Below are 17,186 nucleotides of genomic sequence, written 5' to 3'. Positions count from 1 at the left end.
ATGACCGCGCAGGTCCGCACCCCGGGAGAAGACTTTCCCGCGGGGGCCGGGTGGCGAAGCCCCGCCCCAGCAGAGACGTGTCCGGATCTGGCCGGACGCGAGTGCGCGCGCTCGGCAGAGTGGTCGCCGGACAAGCACCGCACTACCGAGAGGTTTCCCATGCTGGCGAAGGTGTTCCCCATCCCCCTCAAGCCGGGCAAGCAGGCCGAGGCCGAGCGGCTCGTGCACGAGTTCGCGCCGCTCGGCCCCGGGCAGGAGGACGGCACCCTGTCCTTCCGTGTGTACCGCGACCCCGCCAAGCCGGACTTCCTGCTGTTCGTCGAGCACTTCGCCGACCAGGCCGCCTACGACGCGCACACCGGCTCGGCCGCCTACAAGGAACTGATCTCCGGCAAGTTCGCCGACCTGATCACCGAGTTCGTCGAAATCGACCACGAACTGGTCGTCGGGCTCTGATTTCCCCGCTTACCGGCCGGATGCAGCAATCGCCGCGTCCGGCCGGGCGCGGGTAAGGCGAATTCCGCGACAACGGCGTTACGCTCCGATTACCGGCGTAGTCCACGTCACGCGGGAATTGATTTTCCGGTGGAAACAACTCTGCCGGTCAACCGGCCAGGCCGCTGCAATGGAGAAGCCGGCACCCGACCGAGGTGCGGCACCCCCCTTCGCACGCCCCTGGAGGCTCGGCCGTGACCACCACCGAAAAACCCGCCGGCGTACTGGCCGTCCTGCGCCGGACACCGACGCCCGTCCGCTACCTGCTGGGCGGTGTGCTGGTCAACCAGCTCGGCGCGTTCGTCCAGACGTTCATGGTGCTGTACCTGGTCTTCCGCGGCTTCTCCGCGGGACAGGCCGGCATCGCCATCGCCGCGTACAGCATCGGTTCGGTGCTCGGCGGCCTGGCCGGCGGCGAGCTGGTCCACCGCATCGGCCCGCGCGCCACCATCACCGCCGCGATGTCCGGCTCGGCCGTGATCCTCGCCCTCGTCCCGTTCTTCGGCCGTCCCGGCCTCTTCGTCCCGTTGCTGGCCGCGTTGCTGCTCGCGGGCCTCACGACCCAGAGCTACCGGCCCGCGGCCGCCGTCCTGCTCAGCGAGCTGATGCCCGATTCCGACCGCGTCATGGGCTTCTCGATGATGCGGATCGCCCTCAACCTCGGCGCGGCGCTCAGCCCGCTGATCGCGGCGGGGCTGATCCTGCTCGACTGGAACCTCCTGCTGTGGTTCGACGCCGCGACCGCGCTGCTCTACGCGGTGCTGGCCGGCCGGCTGCTGCCCGACCTCCGCGTCGGCCGCGAAGCGCAGGCGCCGGCGGAGAGCGGAACCCGGGCCGCGTACGGGACCCTGCTGCGCGACGGACGCTTCTGGTTCTTCCTGGCCTCGGTGCTGATCGGGTCGGTCATCTACGTCCAGTACACGGTTTCGCTGCCGCTGAAGATCACTTCCGAGGGCCACTCCGCCGGCCTCTACAGCGTCGTGCTCGTGACCGCGTCGGCCGTGCTGATCCTGTGCGAGCTGAAGATCACCTCCTTCGTCACGCGCTGGCCGGGCCACGTCGCCGCCACCGCCGGGACCGTGCTGATGGGCCTGGGCGTCGCGGGTTTCGGCCTCAGCGGCGGCTCGGCGGTCGCGCTCGTCGCGTGCACGGTGGTGTTCGTGTTCGGGATCATGGTCAACGGACCGACGATGTTCGCCTACCCCTCGACGTTCCCCGCCGCCGTCAAAGCGCGCTACATCAGTGCCCACCAGGCGACTTTCGGCCTCGGCATGGCACTCGGCCCGCTGTTCGGCGTCGCCGCGTGGGTCGCGCTCGGCAACGGCGTCTGGTGGCTGTGCGGCGCGCTCGGCCTGGTCGCGGCGCTGTGCGCCTTGCTCGGCATGACCGCCCGCCCCGCCACCCCCTGAGCTCCGCCACCCCGACGGCCGTCCGCTGCACGCGGGCGGCCGTCGAGTGTTGCCGCAATTCACCTGAATGACGTAAATAAGCACCGGTAATGATCCACGAAGCGTCAGAGCAATGCACGAACGGGCTAACAAGACCGCCAGACAGCGGAAGAGACACCGGGCGCGAAGAGCGACGCTGAGTAAGTGAGGGGAAGGGGAATCACATGGGCAGACCAGAAAAGCCCGTCAACACGTCCGGTGGCATCGCGACCCAGTTCGCCCGGGAATTGCGGGAACTGCGGGCCCGGGCCGGCAACCCGACCTACCGGGAAATGGCCCGGTCGGCGATGTTCTCGTCGTCGGTGCTCTCCAGCGCCGCGAGCGGCAACCGGATGCCGTCGCTGCAGGTGACGCTCGCGTTCGTCGCCGCGTGCGGCGGCGACGACGAGGCGTGGCGCCGGCACTGGCACGTCGCGACGAGCGGCTATACGCAGCCTCCGTTCGGGGGGCGCAAGAGAAGACCGACCCTGTTCCAGCGACGGGGCAGCGCACCGCACCCGGCGCAGCTACCGCAACGACCACGGGGGTTCACCGGCCGCACGGCCGAGCTGGCCTGGCTGCGGTCGCCCCGTGACACCCCGCTGGTGATCAGCGGCCCGGCCGGCGTCGGGAAGAGCGACCTCGCCCTGTACTACGCGCACTCGATCGCCGCGGAGCAAACCGACGGGCAGCTCTACGCCGACCTAGGCGGCCTGCGCCACGGCGGCGGGGCTCCACCCGCACCGGCGCCCACCGACGTCCTCGACGGTTTCCTGCGGGCGCTCGGCGTCGACGACGACCAGCTGGCGGGCACCTTCGACCACCGGGCCGGGCTGTACCGCACGCTGCTGGCCGAACGCCGGCTCGTGGTCGTGCTGGACAACGTCCAGGACGAGCAGCAGGTGCGCCCGCTGCTCGCCGAGACCACCACGAGCACGACGCTGCTGGTCAGCCGCAAGCGGTTGCTGGGCCTGCGCGACGTCCACCGCCTGCAGCTGACCCCGTTGCCGCGCGGCGACTCGATCGCGATGATCACCACGGCGCTCCCGCACGTCGCCGTCTCCGCGGGGCCCGACTGCGACCGCCTCGCCGAGCTGTGCGGCGACCTGCCGCTCGCGCTCGACCTGGCGCTGCGCAAGATCGCCTCGCGGCCGCGGCTGACGCTGCGGCGGGTCGTCGAAGAGTGGCGCCTGAACGGCAACAGCGCGGACTGGCTGACCGTCGGGGACCTTTCCCTGCGCGACTCCTTCGAGTCGGCCTACCGCACGCTCAGCGCGCCCGCGCGGGAACTGCTGGAGCAGCTGGCGCGGACCGCGCCCGGCGGGTTCGACGCGGTGACCGCGGCGCTGGACGAGCTCGTCGAGGAGATCGCCGACGCCGGCCTGCTCACCCACGCCGACCCGTACCTCGACGGTCGCGGGGTGCCCCCGCCGGTGCGCGACTTCGTGCTCAGCACCGCCGAAGCCGGCGGACACGACCTTTCGGCCCTCGCGGGGCCCGTGTCCGCCTAGCCCGGGACGGCCCGGCAACGGCGCCGCCGCCCCTGTCTTCTCCCCGAAAGACCGGGATTGATTGTCCTTTGCGGACAACGCTCCCAGCCAAGTCCGCGATGGCCTGTAATCAGCACAGCACGGGTTTCCCGCTGACGCAGGCAGGTCGGACGCACCGGTCGTTCCGGCGGAACCCGTTCCCCCACGGATTTCCCGGAAGGACAGGTCATGCTCGACAACGGCATCCCGGTACGGATCCCGCCCACCCCGCGTCCGCCGGGGCTCGGTGTTCACCGACGCTACGCGGCCTATTACGCCATGTCTGCTTCGATCATGCTCCTCGCCGGCGCGATCTGGCTGTCGACGCGGCTGCGGCCGAACACGGCGTGGCACGACATCGCGCTGTTCGCGCACCTCGCGTCCCTCGTGCTGGGCTTCGGCGCGGTCCTCGTCGCGGACTACCTCTTCGCCCTGTGGGCACTCGGGCGCGTGCCGTTCGCCGAGGCCGTCCACAGCGCGTCCCGGCTGCACCTGTTGGTGTGGGGCGGGCTGACGGGCCTGGTGGCGAGCGGCGCGCTGCTCTCCCCCGACCTCGGTTCCGCCGCGACGATCGTGAAGCTGTGCCTCGTCGGCGTCCTCGCCGTCAACGGCGTGCACGCGACGGTGCTGGGCCACCGCATGGCGCTCGTCGACGACCCGGTCCCCGTGCGCCTGCTCGTGCGGGGCGGGCTCACCACGGCGGTTTCGCAGCTGTGCTGGTGGGGCGCGGTCGTCATCGGCTTCCTGAACGCCACCCGATGAAGCTGTCCGGATCTGGCCAGACCGGTGGCCCCGCGCACCGGCACCCTGGGTTTCCCCCGAGTTCCCCGGAGAAAGGAAGAAGCAATGATCACCAAACTGGTGCGCGTGGTGAGCGCGGCCCTGCGTCCGGCCCCGTCGGCCACCACGGTCGCGCAGCGCATCGACGCGGCCCGGTCGCAGCCGGACTACCTCATGACGATCGAGCTGTTCCGCCTGCGCGGCCTGGGCTGACCCGGCTCGCTCGCTTCGTCGGCCGCGCGCCTCCCGGGCGGGGTTCTCCCCCGCCCCGGACCGCCCGCCCACTCCGACGAATCGAGTGAACCATGACCCACCAACGACTCCTGATGTGTTCCGCGCGGTATTTCCGCGTGGACTACGAGATCAACCCGTACATGCACGTCGACGTCCAGCCCGACGTCGAAGCCGCCATCGTGGAACACGAGAACATCGTGGAAGCGCACCTGGCGGCGGGCCGCAAGATCGAGTTCGTCGACGCGGACCCGGCGTGCCCCGACATGACCTACACCGCCAACGCAGCCGTGGTCCGGGGAAACCGCGCGGTGCTGGCGACGCTGCCCGCCGAGCGGGCTCCCGAGACGCCGCACCACCGGGCGTGGCTGGAGTCCCACGAGTTCGAAGTGGCTTCGACGCGGTACGCGTTCAGCGGACAGGGCGACGCCCTGGCGTGCGGGCCGTTGCTGCTGGCGGCACACGGACAGCGCACGGACATCCGCGCGTTCCGCGCCTTGGCGCGGCACCTGGACTACGAGATCGTGCCGCTGCGCACGACGAGTTCCCAGTGGTACGACCTGGACCTGGCGGTGGCGGTGATCGCTCCGGGCCTGCTGGCCTGCAACCCGCGGGCGCTGGACGCACCCAGCCTGCGGACGTTGCGAGGATTGGGCGTGGAGCTGATCGAGGTGGCGCCGGCCGAGGCGGCGGCGTTCGCGCTCAACCTGATCAGCGACGGCCGCACGGTGACGATGACCACGGGAGCACCGCGGCTGGCGGCGGACCTCCGCTCGCTCGGCTTGGCGGTGACGGAGCTGGACACGACGGAGCTCCGCAAGGGCGGCGGCGGAATCCGCTGCACGGCGTTGACGCTGGACAACCCCGCCTGACGCACCGATGCCTGGCGAGGGTGACTCTCGCCAGGCATCGCGTTCGTCCGCACCGGGCTTGACCAGCGCCGCCCCGAGATTATGCAATCCCGTTGCGTGCGAGTGTGCGCGAAGATCAGCGATCAAGCCACGGAGCGAGCAGCTTCTCCAGATCGGCATCCGACAGCGCCCGCGGCCCGCCGTGGAACTCGTGCCACCGCGAAGCGTCACAAGCCGCCGTGTACTCGACCTCGAACGCCCGCATCAGCACGTACATGAAGGTCACCGAGCTGAACCGCTCACCGAGCAGCGTCCGCGCTTCACGGGCGACATCCGTCGCGCCGACGAAGTCCGCCAGCTTCAACGACTCCGCAGCCGGGTCCAGCAGGCTGGGGGCATACATCACGACAAACACTCCATCATAGAAACGAAAACTCAGCCTTCGGCAGCCAGCTGACCACAAGCAGCGGCGATCTCCTGGCCGCGCGTATCACGCACCGTGCACGCTACCCCGCCCGCATTCACCAGCCGCACGAACTCCCGCTCCACCGGCTTCGGCGACGCATCCCACTTCGACCCCGGCGTCGGGTTCAACGGAATCACGTTCACGTGCACCAACTGACCCAGATGCTTCCGCAACCGCTTCGCGAGCAGCTCAGCTCGCCAGGGCTGGTCGTTGATGTCCCGGATGAGCGCGTACTCAATGGACACCCGCCGTCCGGAAGTGTCGGCGTAATACCGCGCCGCCGACAGAACCTCGTCCACCGACCACCGCTCGTTCACCGGCACCAACGTGTCCCGCAGCTCGTCATCCGGCGTATGCAACGACACCGCCAGCCGCACCTGCATCTTCTCGTCCGCCAGCTTCCGGATCGCCGGCGCCAGACCCACCGTCGACACCGTCACCGACCGCTGACCGATCCCCAGCCCACCCGGCGCCGGATCGGTGATCCGCCGGACCGCCGCCACCACGCGCTTGTAGTTGGCCAGGGGCTCACCCATGCCCATGAAGACGATGTTGGACAGCCGCCCCGGGCCACCGGGCATCGTGCCGTCGCGCATGACCGCCGCCGCCGAGCGGACCTGGTCCACGATCTCCGCCGTCGACAGGTTCCGGTCGAGACCGCCCTGGCCCGTCGCGCAGAACGGGCACGCCATGCCGCAGCCGGCCTGGCTCGAGATGCACAGCGTCGCGCGGTCCGGGTAGCGCATCAGGACGCTCTCCAGGAGCGTGCCGTCGTGCGCGCGCCACAGCGTCTTGCGGGTCGCGCCGTTGTCGGCCTCCAGCGCGCGGACCTCGGTCAGCAGCGTCGGCATCAACGACTCGACGAGGCGCGAGCGGGACGCCGCCGGGATGTCCGTCATCTCCGCGGGGTCGACCGTCAGGCGCGAGAAGTAGTGGTTCGACAGCTGCTTCGCGCGGAACGGCTTCTCCCCCAGCTCGGCGACGGCGGCGGCGCGTTCGGCCACCGTGAGGTCGGCGAGGTGGCGCGGCGGCAGGCCACGCTTGGGAGCGTCGAAGACGAGCGGGAGGGCAGTCATAACCGAACCAGTGTCCCATGTGCCCGAAGCCGCCGCCCGGGCCGCCCTCGCCGGGTGTACGCCAGGTCACCCGCCTGGACGACACCGCGTCCGGACGCCTGGCTAGATTGTCGATCGCCCGGGAAACCGGCCGGGGCGGTCGTGAGTCCAAGAGCGGACGAAAGAGGTGAACCCGTGCGGAGCCGTTTCATCCTGGCCGTCGCGTTGGTGCTGGGCGCTGCCGCCTGCAGCACCTCCACCGCCGGCCAGGCGCAGCCCGTCCCGACCGTGACCAAGGTCGCCGGGCCGCAGGTCGAGGTCGCGACCATGCGCGTCGCCCTGCCCGCCGGCGCGACGTACACCGGCAAGAGCCAGGACGGCCTGCTCGACGGCTGTGTCGCCGAAGGCAGCGCCGTCTGCCGGGCGCGGCTGCTGGACCTGCGCGAAGCCACTTCGGACCCCAACGCGCCCATCAACCTCCCCAGCGCGAAGCGGCCCTTCGGCTGGTACACAGGCACGGACGTCCCGACGTGCATCACCGCCACCTCGCCGCCCGGGGACGCCCCCGTCGCGACCGGCAGCGACCTGCTCGACTCCGGGTTCAAGCCGATCGGCCCGAAGAAGGCCGAGTACGGCAAGTGGCAGGTCACCTGCGAGGACGCGACCCGGAACAACCAGGTCCGGATGTGGTGGCTGCCGACGAGCAAGATCCTCGTGGTCGAGTACGGGTCCGCGGCCGACTGGGACGCGAAGATGGACGCGATGCTCGCCGCCGCGACGTTCAGCTGACGACGTCCAGCGCGGCCCGGATGATCGCGTCCGCGTCGATGCCGTGGTGGCGGTACACGTCCTCCAGCGACCCGGACTGCCCGAAGCCCGTGACGCCCAGCGCGACCGACGGCACCCGGTTGACCCCCGCCAGGAACGCCAGCGTGTGCGGGTGGCCGTCGAGCACCGTGACCAGCGGCTTCGCCCGCGACGCCGGGAACGCCTGGTCGAGGATCCACGACTCCCCGCTGCCCCGGCCCGACCGGGCCTGCAGGGCCTCGAACAGCAGGCCCGGGCTGGTCACGCACACGACGTCGGCCTCGACGCCCACCTGGGCCAGCCGTTCGGCCGCCGCCAGGGTGTCCGGCACCAGCGCGCCCATCGCCACCAGCGTGACCGCCGGGGAAGCCGCGCGACGCAGCAGGTACGCGCCCGCGACGACCTGACGGCGGCGCCGTTCGCGCGCCGCCGGGTCCGTGGGCACGTCGGCCAGGGTCTGGTCGACCGGCCGCGTCGAGAGCCGGAAGTACGACGACGTGCCGCCCGGCTTGCCGAGCCGGCCGAGCGCCGCCAGCAGCGTCCACTCCGTGTCGATCGCGAACGCCGGTTCGTAGCTGACGCAGCCGGGCTGTTCGATGCCGATCGAGGGCGTGGTGATCGACTGGTGCGCGCCGCCCTCCGGCGCGAGCGTGACGCCGGACGGCGTGCCGATCAGGATCGACTGCCCGCCCGCGTAGATGCCGAACGACCACGGCTCCAGCGCGCGCTCGACGAACGGGTCGTACATGACGCCGATCGGCAGCAGCGGCTCGCCCCAGCGGCTCCAGGTCGCGCCCAGCTCGCCCAGCAGGCCGACCAGGTTCGTCTCGGCGATGCCCAGCTCGACGTGCTGGCCGGTCGGCTTCTCCCGCCAGTGCATGATCGTCTCGGGATCGTCGTCGAACCAGTCGCGGCGCTCGGTCGCGGACCAGACGCCGACCTTGTTGACCCAGCCGCCGAGGTTGGTGGTCGAGCTGACGTCGGGGCTGACCGTCACGACGCGCTTCGCCGCTTCGGGCGCTTCGCGCGTCAGGTCGAGCAGGACGCGGCCCAGCGCGGCCTGCGTCGTCGCGGTCCCGGACGGCGTCCGGCCGATGTCGACCGGCAACTCCAGCGAAGGCGCCGAAGGAACAGCGGGACGGCGAAGGCGCGAAGCAACTTCAGTGCACAACGCAGCTTCAGGCGAGCCCGGTGCGAAGCCCTCCCACGGCGAAGCGAGGTCAGTCCCGAGCGACGTCGCCAGCTCTTCCATCTGCGCGACGGTCAGCAGCGAGGAGTGGTTCTGCGGGTGCCCCTGCGTGGGGAGACCGCGCCCCTTGACGGTGTAGGCGAAGATCACCGTCGGGCGACTGTCCGAAATGGACGCGAAGACCTCGTCGAGCGAACCGAGGTCGTGGCCGCCGAGGTTCCGGATCGCGGCCAGCAGCGTCTCGTCGTCGAGCGAGGCGACCAGCTCGGAGAGAGCCGCGTTCCCCGCGGGCAGCCGGTCGCGCACCTGGGCGGCGTCACAGCGCAGCAGCCGCTGGTACTCGGGGTTCGGCATCGCGTCGATCCGCGCGCGCAGCTCGGTGCCGCCGGGCCGGGTGAACAGCTCTTCCAGCAGCCGCCCGTACTTCAGCGTCAGCACCTGCCAGCCGGCCGCGTCGAACATGCCCTGCAGCCGCCCGGCCGCGATGTTCGGCACGACGCGGTCGAGCGACTGCCGGTTGAGGTCGACGATCCAGACGATTTCGCCCAGCTCCGCGACGCCCGGGTCGAGGATGGCCTCCCAGATCGCGCCCTCGTCCAGCTCGGCGTCGCCGACCAGCGAGTACTGCCGGCCGCTTCCCGCGGCACTGCCCCGCGCGGTCAGGTAGCGGCGCGCCAGCGCGCCCCAGATCGGGGCGGTCGCGCCGATGCCGACCGAGCCCGTCGAGTAGTCGACCGGGTCGGGGTCCTTGGCGCGGCTCGGGTAGCTCTGCAGGCCGCCGAACTCGCGCAGCGTCGGCAGGTAGGCCTCGTCCAGCTCGCCGAGCAGGTAGTTGATGGCGTGGAGCACGGGCGACGCGTGCGGCTTCACCGAGACACGGTCCTCGGGACGCAGGTGCCGGAACCACAGTGACGTCATGATCGACACCAGCGACGCGCACGACGCCTGGTGCCCGCCGACCTTCAGCCCGGACGGGTTCGGCCGGACGCGGTTGGCCTGGTGCACGATCGCCGTCGCGAGCCACAGCACCCGCTGCTCGATGGAGGCGAGCGTGCCCGTCGCCCGAGCCGCCGGGGTGGTCTGGGTCATCGTCGACACCTTTCGTGCAGGAAGCGCACACCAGGACACCACTGGTGGACGCAACGCACAACCGATGCCCCGCCGAGTGCGCAGAATGCACACCGGAATCGGACGGCTCAGGCCTCCGGGTGCGCAGAATGCACGCGCTCCAGCAGGGGCGTCAGGCGGTAGGGAACGAGCTCGCGCATGACGAGCGAGATGTTCGTCCGCTCCACCCCCGGCGAGGCCAGGATCCGCCCGGCGATGCGGTAGAGGTCGTCGGCGTCGACGGCCACCACCTGCACCATCAGGTCGCTCGCCCCGGTCAGCCCGCACACCTCGGTGACCTCGGGGATGGTCGAGAGCGCGTCGGCGATCTCCGCCAGCCGCCGCTGGTCGACCTGCGCGTTGACGAACGCCCGCAGCGGGTAGCCCAGCCGCGCCGGGTCGATGCGGCGTTCGAACGAGCCGAGGACGCCGCGCTGCTCCAGCCGCGCGAGCCGGGCCTGCACGGTGTTGCGGGACAGGCCCAGCCGCTCGGCCAGTGCGACCGCCGTGGACCGCGGGTCCTCCCCCAGCGCTTCCAGCAGGCGCGCGTCGATCTCGTCGATGGTTTCGGGCACGGCCCGATCTTCTCAGTTCAGGTCCTTCGTCGGGTCGTCGAGGACCTGCCTCACCCGGATCGGGCCGAGGCCGGGGAACCGCGTCGTCGTCGACCGCGATGGCGCGCCGGGTCTTGACCACGCCCAGCCCACTAGCGACGGCCCGCGCTGTAGCTCGAGCAGAAGACCTGGTCGCCGACGCCGGACGCGCTCGACCTCTCGGGCCGACCACAGGCGACGAGCAGCGCGCCGGCCGCGAGCGCGCCTCGGGTTCCGTGAGCGGGATCACCGAAGCAAGGTTGCCATCCGACTGTTTCCGATATATCGTGAACCAGTCGCAACCGTTCGAGAAAGGAACAACGACATGCGTAGGCAACGACACCCCTTCATGCAAGACCACCCCTTCGCCCAGGAACGCGGACGCGCTCCCTTCGGCGGCTTCGGCGACTTCCCCCCGGGCTTCGGTCCCGGCGGGCGGGGCCGCGGTCGCGGTCACGGGCCGGGCCGGCGGGGTCACGGCGGACGGCGCAGCCGCCGCGGTGACGTCCGCGCCGCGATCCTGGCGCTGCTCGCCGAGCAGCCCCGGCACGGCTACGAGATCATCCGCGAAATCGGCGAGCGCTCCGGCGGCTTCTGGCGCCCGAGCCCCGGCTCGGTCTACCCGACGCTGCAGCTGCTGGCCGACGAAGGCCTGGTCATCAGCAAGGACGAGCACGGCAAGAAGCTCTTCGAGCTGACCGACGCCGGCCGCACCGCCGCGGAAGAGCAGGACAGCACCCCGCCGTGGGAGCACATCGCGCAGGACGTCGACGCGTCCGAGGTCGGGCTCGCGAAGGCGGGCAAGAACCTGGCCGCCGCCGTCGTGCAGATCATGCGGGCGGGCTCCGAAAGCCAGCAGGCCCGCGCGGCCGAGGTGCTCAACGACGCCCGGCGCTCGCTCTACGGCATCCTCGGCGAAGACGAGGACGAGTCCTCGGCTTCTCCGGAAGAAGCAGCCGAGTGACCTGGCAGGACGAGGCCGGTGGGCTTGGCCCGCGCGTGGACGCGGTAGCCCACCGGCAACGTCAGGTCGTGCGCGCGATTCCCATTACGCTGCACCGACTCCGCGATCGCCTGTTCGGCGACGCGCTTGCTGAACTCGATCTTCAGCACCGCTTCGAGGTCCGCCGCCGTCTCGAACCGCCACTCGGTGGTGACCCGGCGGCACCCGAAGCCGGCCCGGGCGAAGAACCGTTCGACGGCGGCCGGGTCGTAGCGCGGTAGGTCGGCCCGCATCCAGGTGCCGTACGGCTCGCTGGTCACGTCGAGGTCGACGATCAGCAGCACCCCGCCCGGCCGCAGCACCCGCTCGGCCTCCGCCAGCCCCGGCTCGCAGCCGGGCCCGAAGAAGTACGCCGTGCGCGCGTGGACGACGTCGACGCTCGCGCTGCGAACCGGCAGCCGCTGGGCCCGGCCCATCTTGACGTCCACGTTCGACAGTCCCGCCACGCGCTTCAGCGCGCTTCGCACGAGCGGCTCGTGCGGCTCCACCCCGAGCACCGAACGCGCGTCGCGGGCGAAGCGTGGCAAGTGGAACCCGTCCCCGCAGCCGACGTCCAGCACGTCCCGGCCGGCCCAGTCGCCCTCTTCGCGCAGCACGCGCCAGATCTCGCCGCCGCTGTCCTGCGCCCGGTTCTCCAGCTCGTAATCGGCCTGGTAGTACCAGATGTTCGGACTCGGCACGACCTCCGCGCGCCGGGACGACCACCGCACCGCTGCTCCTTTCGGGGCCTTCCCCCGCCGGCAGTGATTTTCCGGCGGCCGAATCTTGGCGGAAACCACACGGTTCACGCATAGAATTCGGTGGGTCTCGGGAGGAGCACCCATGGCGATCGACCCGTCCACCACCGCGTCCCCGATCCCGGCCGGAATCCCGTGCTGGATCGAGCTGGCCTGCCGCGAACAGGCCGTGGCGGAAAGATTCTACGGTGCCCTCTTCGGATGGACCTACGCCACTCAGCGCGACCCGGCGACGTCCGACGGGCGGTACGCCATCGCGACGCTCGGCGCCGTCCCGGTGGGCGGTCTCTACCGCGCCGCCCAGGGCGCGCCGCTGGGCTGGATGCCACACCTGTCCGTACCGCACACCGCGAGCGCGGCCGAATGGGTCGAGCACCTCGGGGGCCGGCTGACGCTCGGGCCGATGCCGATCCCCGAGCGCGGCACCATCCTGCACGCCTACGACACGAGCGGCGCGCCGGTGGTGTTCTGGGAGGTGCCGCCGGACTGGGAGTTCGTGACCGGGATCCCCAACACCTTCAGCGGCGCGGACCTCAACACCCACGACGGCGTCGCGGCGGATCACTTCTACACCAAGCTCTTCACCTACGGGAGCCACCAGATCGGCGACGGCGAGTCGCTCGACTACGTCGAATGGCTCATCGAGCACGAGCCGGTGCTGTACCGGTACGTGATGGGCTCGGAGTACAGCCTCGACACCCCGCCACACTGGCTCGTCTACTTCGACATCGACCCGGCCCGCGGTGTCGACGCCGTCGCCGGCGAAGCGCTGATGAACGGCGGCACCGTCGTGATCCAGCCCTACGACACACCGTTCGGCCGGATGGCGATCCTCGCCGACCCGGAAGGCGCCGTCTTCGCGGTGATCGACCACTCGCGCGTCTCCGAGGACTGGGGCCGCGCGGAGGTCGACGACCCCTACGACGACTGACGCTCGACCAGCGCGAGTCCCGCGACGAGCGCGAACCCGCCCGCCACCAGCCACATCCCGGTGGCGGGCAGCAGCGCGCCGACGAGCGCGACCCCGATCGCTCCCCCGGTCTGCCGCGACGCGTTGAGCACGCCCGCGGCCAGCCCGGCCTGGCCCGGCAAGGAGTTCATCGCCAGCGACGTCATCGCGGGCATGGCCAGCGAGCAGCAGCCGTACCCGGCCGAGACCACGACGAACAGCACGAGCGCGCGGTCCGCCGGCAACAGCGCGAAGCCGGCCGAGCCCACGAGCCCGGCCAGCGCGCCCGCGATCATCGGGACGCGCGGGCCGGACCGCCCGGTCAGCCGGCCGCTGAAGAACGCGTTGAGCGCGACCACCACCGTCAGCGGCACCAGGGTCAGCCCGGCCGCGAGCGCGCCGAGCGACCAGGCACGCTGCAGGTACAGCGCGAGGCAGAAGAGCGTGCCGTAGAGGCAGAAGTTGAACAGGCCGCCGATCGCCGTCGCCACCGCGAAGTTCCGGATCTTCAGGATCCCTAGCGGGAGCACGGGTTCCCCGACGCGCTGCTCGACCGCCACGAACACCACGCCGGCCACCACTCCCGCGGCGAGCAGCGCGATCGTCGTCGGGGCGAGCCAGCCGGCGTGCCCGGATTCGATGAGCCCGGCGACGAGCCCCGCGAGCGACGCCGTGCCCGTCAGCTGCCCGGCCAGGTCCAGACGGGTCGTCTCGTGCCGGGGCGGCTCGGCGACCGCGCGCCGCGTCAGGACGATCGCGACGATGCCGACCGGGACGTTGACCGCGAAGACGAGCCGCCAGTCGGCGAGTCCGACCGCGAGCCCGCCGAGCACCGGCCCGGCGGCGAGCCCGACGCCGCTCATGCCGCCCCACACGCCAAGCGCGCGGGCGCGCTCCCGCGGGTCCGGGAACTGGTGGACGATCAGCGCGAGCGACGACGGCAGCAGCGCGGCGGCGCCCGCGCCCTGCACCGCCCGGGCGGTGATCAGCCAGGCGGCGTCACCGGCGAGTGCGCAGGCGACACTCGCGACGACGAACAAGGCGACGCCCACTTCGAAGACGCGTCGCGAGCCCCACCGGTCACCGGCGGCGCCCCAGGTGAGCAGGAACGCGGCGAGCGTGACGGTGTAGGCGTCGACGATCCACTGCAGCGCCGCCGTCGACGGTTCGCCGAGGTCGGCGCCGATCGCGGGCAGGGCGAGGTTCACGATGGTCGCGTCGAGCGTGATCATCACGAAGCCCAGGCAGACGGCGGCGAGCGCGAGCCGGGCGCGGGTTTCGGTGAGCATGCCCCCAGTCAAACCCGGGGAAGCTTCGGTGGTCCACGACGCGTCGCCTAGGTCTGTTAGGCGGCGCCTCGCACCGCAGGTCAGCCGAGCGGCACGAACGCCGAAAGCAGCAGCCAGGACACCACGGCCGACGGCAGCAGGGAGTCGAGGCGGTCCATGATCCCGCCGTGCCCGGGCAGCAGCGTGCCCATGTCCTTGACGCCGAGGTCGCGCTTGATCAGCGACTCGACGAGGTCGCCCAGGGTCGCGGTCAGCACGATCGCGACACCGAAGATCACGCCCTGCCAGACGTGGCCGTCCAGCAGCAGGCTGAGGGTCAGCGCCCCGGCCACGACGCCGCCGACGACCGAACCCGCGAAGCCTTCCCAGGTCTTCTTCGGGCTGATGGCGGGCGCCATCGGGTGCTTGCCGCCGAGCACGCCGGCGATGTAGCCGCCGGTGTCCGACGCGACGACGCCGATCAGGAACGTGAGAACGCGCCCGACGCCGTCCGACGGCGGCACGAGCATCGCCGCGAACGCGCCGAAGAGTGGCAGGTAGGCGGCGGCGAACACCGACGCGCTGATGTCGCGCAGGTAGCCCTTCGCACCGCCGGGCAGGCGCCACAGCAGGCAGGCGAGCACGGTGAGGACGAACGCGGTGAGCGCGCCTTCGCGGCCGAACGGCCAGGCCAGCCAGATCATCGCCTGCCCGCCGACGAGCACCGGGATCATGGCGACCCGGGTGTCGGCGACCCGGCGCAGCACCCCCGCGAACTCGAAGGTGCCGACGGCGATCGCGACCGCGATGATCCCGATGAACAGGAAGCGCACGGTGAGCAGGGAAACGATGATCGCGGCCCCGAGCAGCAGGGCGACGCCGATGGCCGCGGGCAGGTTCCGGCCGGCCTTGGAGGCCTTCTTGGCCTCGGGCGCCACCGCCGGTCCGGCCGTGGCGCTCCCGGCGGCCGACAGCCGGTCCGTTTCGCCAGTTCCCAGCACCGCATTTCCCGGCACGGCACTTTCCGCCGCGTCGCCGGATATCGCCGGGTTGCCGGCGCCGGAGGTGCCGGGCACCGCGGGAGTCGCCGCCGAGCTGCCGCTTCCGGAAGTGCCCGGCACCGCGGGAGTCTCGGCCGAACCCGAACCCGAACCCGAGGTCGCCGAAGCGTCCGGAGTGCGGGCCGCCCCGGTGGTACCCGGGAACTCCGGCGTCGCCGGAGTGCCGGCGTCCGCCGTGCCCGGCGTCCCGGGAGCGGCCGCCGGCTGGTCTCCGGTGGCTTCCACCCGGTCCTCGCGTTCCTCGCTCACCTGTGCCATCAGACCTCGAGCAGCTCGGCTTCCTTGTGCTTGACCAGCTCGTCGACCTTGTGCGAGTAGGTGTCGGTGAGGTTCTGCAGTTCCTTCTCCGCGCGCACGACCTCGTCCTCGCCCGCTTCGCCGTCCTTGCCGATGCGGTCGAGCTCTTCCTTGGCCTTGCGGCGGATGCTGCGGATGGTCACCCGCGCGTCCTCGCCCTTGCTCTTCGCGACCTTGACCATCTCCTTGCGCCGCTCTTCGGTGAGCTGCGGGATGACGATCCGGATCACGTTGCCGTCGTTGCTCGGGTTGACCCCGAGGTCGGACTCGCGGATCGCCTTCTCGATGGCGTTCAGCTGGGTCTGGTCGTAGGGCTTGATCAGCGCCATCCGCGCCTCGGGCACGTTGACGCTGGCCAGCTGGTTCAGCGGGGTCGGCGCGCCGTAGTAGTCGACCACGATGCGCGAGAACATCGACGAAGTGGCCCGGCCGGTGCGCACCGACGTCAGGTCGTCCTTCGCGACGGACACCGCTTTTTCCATCTTCTCCTCGGCGTCGAGGAGGGTCTCGTCGATCACGGCTACTCCCGGTGTTGTGATGGTGTGGCGCTTGCTGATCCCAGCAGGTCTAGGCCGGCACCCCGTCGGCGGGGGTGCTGACCAACGTGCCGATTCTTTCACCACTCACCGCGCGGGCGATGTTCCCCTCGGTGAGCAGGTTGAACACGATGATCGGCATGTTGTTGTCCATGCAGAGGCTGAACGCCGTCGCGTCGGCGACCTTGAGGTCCCGCTCCAGCACCTCGCGGTGGGTGATCTCGCGGAACATCTCGGCGGTCGGATCGGCCTTCGGGTCCGCGGTGTAGACGCCGTCGACGGCCTTGGCCATCAGCACGGCTTCGCAGCCGAGCTCGAGCGCCCGCTGCGCGGCCGCGGTGTCGGTGGAGAAGTACGGCATGCCGACCCCGGCGCCGAAGATCACGACGCGCCCCTTCTCCAGGTGCCGCTCGGCGCGGCGCGGGATGTAGGGCTCGGCGACCTGGCCCATCGTGATGGCGGTCTGCACGCGGGTGGGCAGGCCCTCCTTCTCCAGGAAGTCCTGCAGCGCCAGGCAGTTCATCACGGTGCCCAGCATCGCCATGTAGTCGGCGCGGTCGCGGTCCATGCCGCGCTGCGAGAGCTCCGCGCCCCGGAAGTAGTTGCCGCCGCCGATCACGACCGCGACCTGGACGCCGGTGCGGGCGACGTCGGCGATCTGCTGCGCGACCGAGTGGACGACATCCGGATCGACGCCGATCGAACCACCGCCGAACATCTCGCCGCCCAGCTTCAGCAGCACCCGCCGGTAGCCACCTTCGACCCGGTCACCCATCTATGTCGCCTCCTAGGTCCTTGGACCCTC

Annotated in this window: 18 protein-coding genes; 9 read left to right on the top strand and 9 right to left on the bottom strand. The window is 71.2% G+C overall.

Annotation, left to right across the window (positions count from 1 at the left end):
* The first annotated feature begins 159 nt into the window (after nucleotides 1-159).
* The 6 genes from AA23TX_RS25370 (at nucleotide 160) to AA23TX_RS25345 (ending at nucleotide 5,334) form a co-directional block, all read left to right on the top strand.
* A complete protein-coding gene (locus AA23TX_RS25370; protein WP_196425526.1) occupies nucleotides 160-456 on the top strand; it encodes a putative quinol monooxygenase in 297 nt (98 codons plus the stop codon).
* Nucleotides 457-689: 233 nt separating this feature from the next.
* Nucleotides 690-1,904 carry an MFS transporter gene (locus tag AA23TX_RS25365; RefSeq protein ID WP_155545341.1) on the top strand — a complete coding sequence of 405 codons (1,215 nt, stop codon included), beginning with the start codon at nucleotides 690-692 and terminating at the stop codon, nucleotides 1,902-1,904.
* A gap of 203 nt (nucleotides 1,905-2,107) precedes the next feature.
* On the top strand, nucleotides 2,108-3,433 hold the full coding sequence (locus tag AA23TX_RS25360) for a helix-turn-helix domain-containing protein (RefSeq protein WP_155545340.1): 1,326 nt from the start codon (nucleotides 2,108-2,110) through the stop codon (nucleotides 3,431-3,433).
* 297 nt (nucleotides 3,434-3,730) lie between these two features.
* Nucleotides 3,731-4,213 carry a hypothetical protein gene (locus AA23TX_RS25355; RefSeq protein WP_155545339.1) on the top strand — a complete coding sequence of 161 codons (483 nt, stop codon included), beginning with the start codon at nucleotides 3,731-3,733 and terminating at the stop codon, nucleotides 4,211-4,213.
* Nucleotides 4,214-4,297: 84 nt separating this feature from the next.
* The gene (locus tag AA23TX_RS25350; RefSeq protein WP_155545338.1) at nucleotides 4,298-4,444 is read left to right on the top strand and encodes a hypothetical protein; all 147 of its coding nucleotides are present in this window, start codon (nucleotides 4,298-4,300) and stop codon (nucleotides 4,442-4,444) included.
* Nucleotides 4,445-4,536: 92 nt separating this feature from the next.
* Nucleotides 4,537-5,334, top strand: coding sequence for a dimethylarginine dimethylaminohydrolase family protein (locus tag AA23TX_RS25345; protein ID WP_155545337.1), 798 nt, complete (start codon nucleotides 4,537-4,539; stop codon nucleotides 5,332-5,334).
* A 115-nt stretch (nucleotides 5,335-5,449) separates the two neighbouring features.
* On the opposite strand, the gene AA23TX_RS25340 is transcribed toward AA23TX_RS25345, so the two are convergent.
* Both AA23TX_RS25340 and rlmN read right to left on the bottom strand, forming a co-directional pair.
* On the bottom strand, nucleotides 5,450-5,716 hold the full coding sequence (locus AA23TX_RS25340; RefSeq protein ID WP_155545336.1) for a hypothetical protein: 267 nt from the start codon (nucleotides 5,714-5,716) through the stop codon (nucleotides 5,450-5,452).
* Between the two features lie 32 nt (nucleotides 5,717-5,748).
* Nucleotides 5,749-6,855 carry a dual-specificity RNA methyltransferase RlmN gene (rlmN, locus tag AA23TX_RS25335; RefSeq protein ID WP_155545335.1) on the bottom strand — a complete coding sequence of 369 codons (1,107 nt, stop codon included), beginning with the start codon at nucleotides 6,853-6,855 and terminating at the stop codon, nucleotides 5,749-5,751.
* A gap of 174 nt (nucleotides 6,856-7,029) precedes the next feature.
* Between rlmN and AA23TX_RS25330 the strand changes: the two genes are divergently transcribed.
* Nucleotides 7,030-7,623: a hypothetical protein gene (locus tag AA23TX_RS25330; RefSeq protein WP_155545334.1), complete on the top strand. Its 594-nt coding sequence runs from the start codon at nucleotides 7,030-7,032 to the stop codon at nucleotides 7,621-7,623.
* Here AA23TX_RS25330 and AA23TX_RS25325 read toward each other — a convergent pair.
* Nucleotides 7,616-9,919: a transketolase-like TK C-terminal-containing protein gene (locus AA23TX_RS25325; RefSeq protein ID WP_155545333.1), complete on the bottom strand. Its 2,304-nt coding sequence runs from the start codon at nucleotides 9,917-9,919 to the stop codon at nucleotides 7,616-7,618. The genes AA23TX_RS25330 and AA23TX_RS25325 overlap by 8 nt on opposite strands.
* Nucleotides 9,920-10,026: 107 nt before the next feature.
* Nucleotides 10,027-10,512, bottom strand: coding sequence for an Lrp/AsnC family transcriptional regulator (locus AA23TX_RS25320; protein ID WP_155545332.1), 486 nt, complete (start codon nucleotides 10,510-10,512; stop codon nucleotides 10,027-10,029).
* 343 nt (nucleotides 10,513-10,855) lie between these two features.
* Between AA23TX_RS25320 and AA23TX_RS25315 the strand changes: the two genes are divergently transcribed.
* Complete coding sequence (locus AA23TX_RS25315) at nucleotides 10,856-11,494, top strand: PadR family transcriptional regulator (RefSeq protein WP_230862697.1); 639 nt, start codon at nucleotides 10,856-10,858, stop codon at nucleotides 11,492-11,494.
* Here the strand turns inward: AA23TX_RS25315 and AA23TX_RS25310 are convergent.
* The gene (locus AA23TX_RS25310) at nucleotides 11,431-12,243 is read right to left on the bottom strand and encodes a class I SAM-dependent methyltransferase (RefSeq protein ID WP_155545331.1); all 813 of its coding nucleotides are present in this window, start codon (nucleotides 12,241-12,243) and stop codon (nucleotides 11,431-11,433) included. The two genes, AA23TX_RS25315 and AA23TX_RS25310, sit on opposite strands and share 64 nt — an antisense overlap.
* 112 nt (nucleotides 12,244-12,355) lie before the next feature.
* On the opposite strand from AA23TX_RS25310, the gene AA23TX_RS25305 reads away from it, so the two are divergent.
* Nucleotides 12,356-13,201 carry a VOC family protein gene (locus AA23TX_RS25305; protein ID WP_155545330.1) on the top strand — a complete coding sequence of 282 codons (846 nt, stop codon included), beginning with the start codon at nucleotides 12,356-12,358 and terminating at the stop codon, nucleotides 13,199-13,201.
* On the opposite strand, the gene AA23TX_RS25300 is transcribed toward AA23TX_RS25305, so the two are convergent.
* The 4 genes from AA23TX_RS25300 to pyrH all read right to left on the bottom strand — a co-directional run bounded on the left by AA23TX_RS25300 (nucleotide 13,189) and on the right by pyrH (nucleotide 17,156).
* Entirely contained in the window at nucleotides 13,189-14,508 is a 1,320-nt protein-coding gene (locus AA23TX_RS25300; RefSeq protein WP_155545329.1) for an MFS transporter, read from the bottom strand. The genes AA23TX_RS25305 and AA23TX_RS25300 overlap by 13 nt on opposite strands.
* A gap of 80 nt (nucleotides 14,509-14,588) precedes the next feature.
* A complete protein-coding gene (locus AA23TX_RS25295; RefSeq protein ID WP_230862936.1) occupies nucleotides 14,589-15,461 on the bottom strand; it encodes a phosphatidate cytidylyltransferase in 873 nt (290 codons plus the stop codon).
* A 344-nt stretch (nucleotides 15,462-15,805) separates the two neighbouring features.
* Nucleotides 15,806-16,363 (bottom strand): ribosome recycling factor, encoded by a 558-nt coding sequence (gene frr, locus AA23TX_RS25290; protein ID WP_155545327.1) that lies wholly within the window; start codon nucleotides 16,361-16,363, stop codon nucleotides 15,806-15,808.
* Nucleotides 16,364-16,412: 49 nt separating this feature from the next.
* Nucleotides 16,413-17,156 carry a UMP kinase gene (gene pyrH, locus AA23TX_RS25285; RefSeq protein ID WP_003065595.1) on the bottom strand — a complete coding sequence of 248 codons (744 nt, stop codon included), beginning with the start codon at nucleotides 17,154-17,156 and terminating at the stop codon, nucleotides 16,413-16,415.
* Nucleotides 17,157-17,186: the final 30 nt, after the last annotated feature.

The organism is Amycolatopsis camponoti, from assembly GCF_902497555.1.
Taxonomy (GTDB): domain Bacteria; phylum Actinomycetota; class Actinomycetes; order Mycobacteriales; family Pseudonocardiaceae; genus Amycolatopsis; species Amycolatopsis camponoti.
The sequence above is the reverse complement of the archived record's forward strand: the minus strand, read 5'-3'. Positions and strand labels throughout refer to the sequence as shown.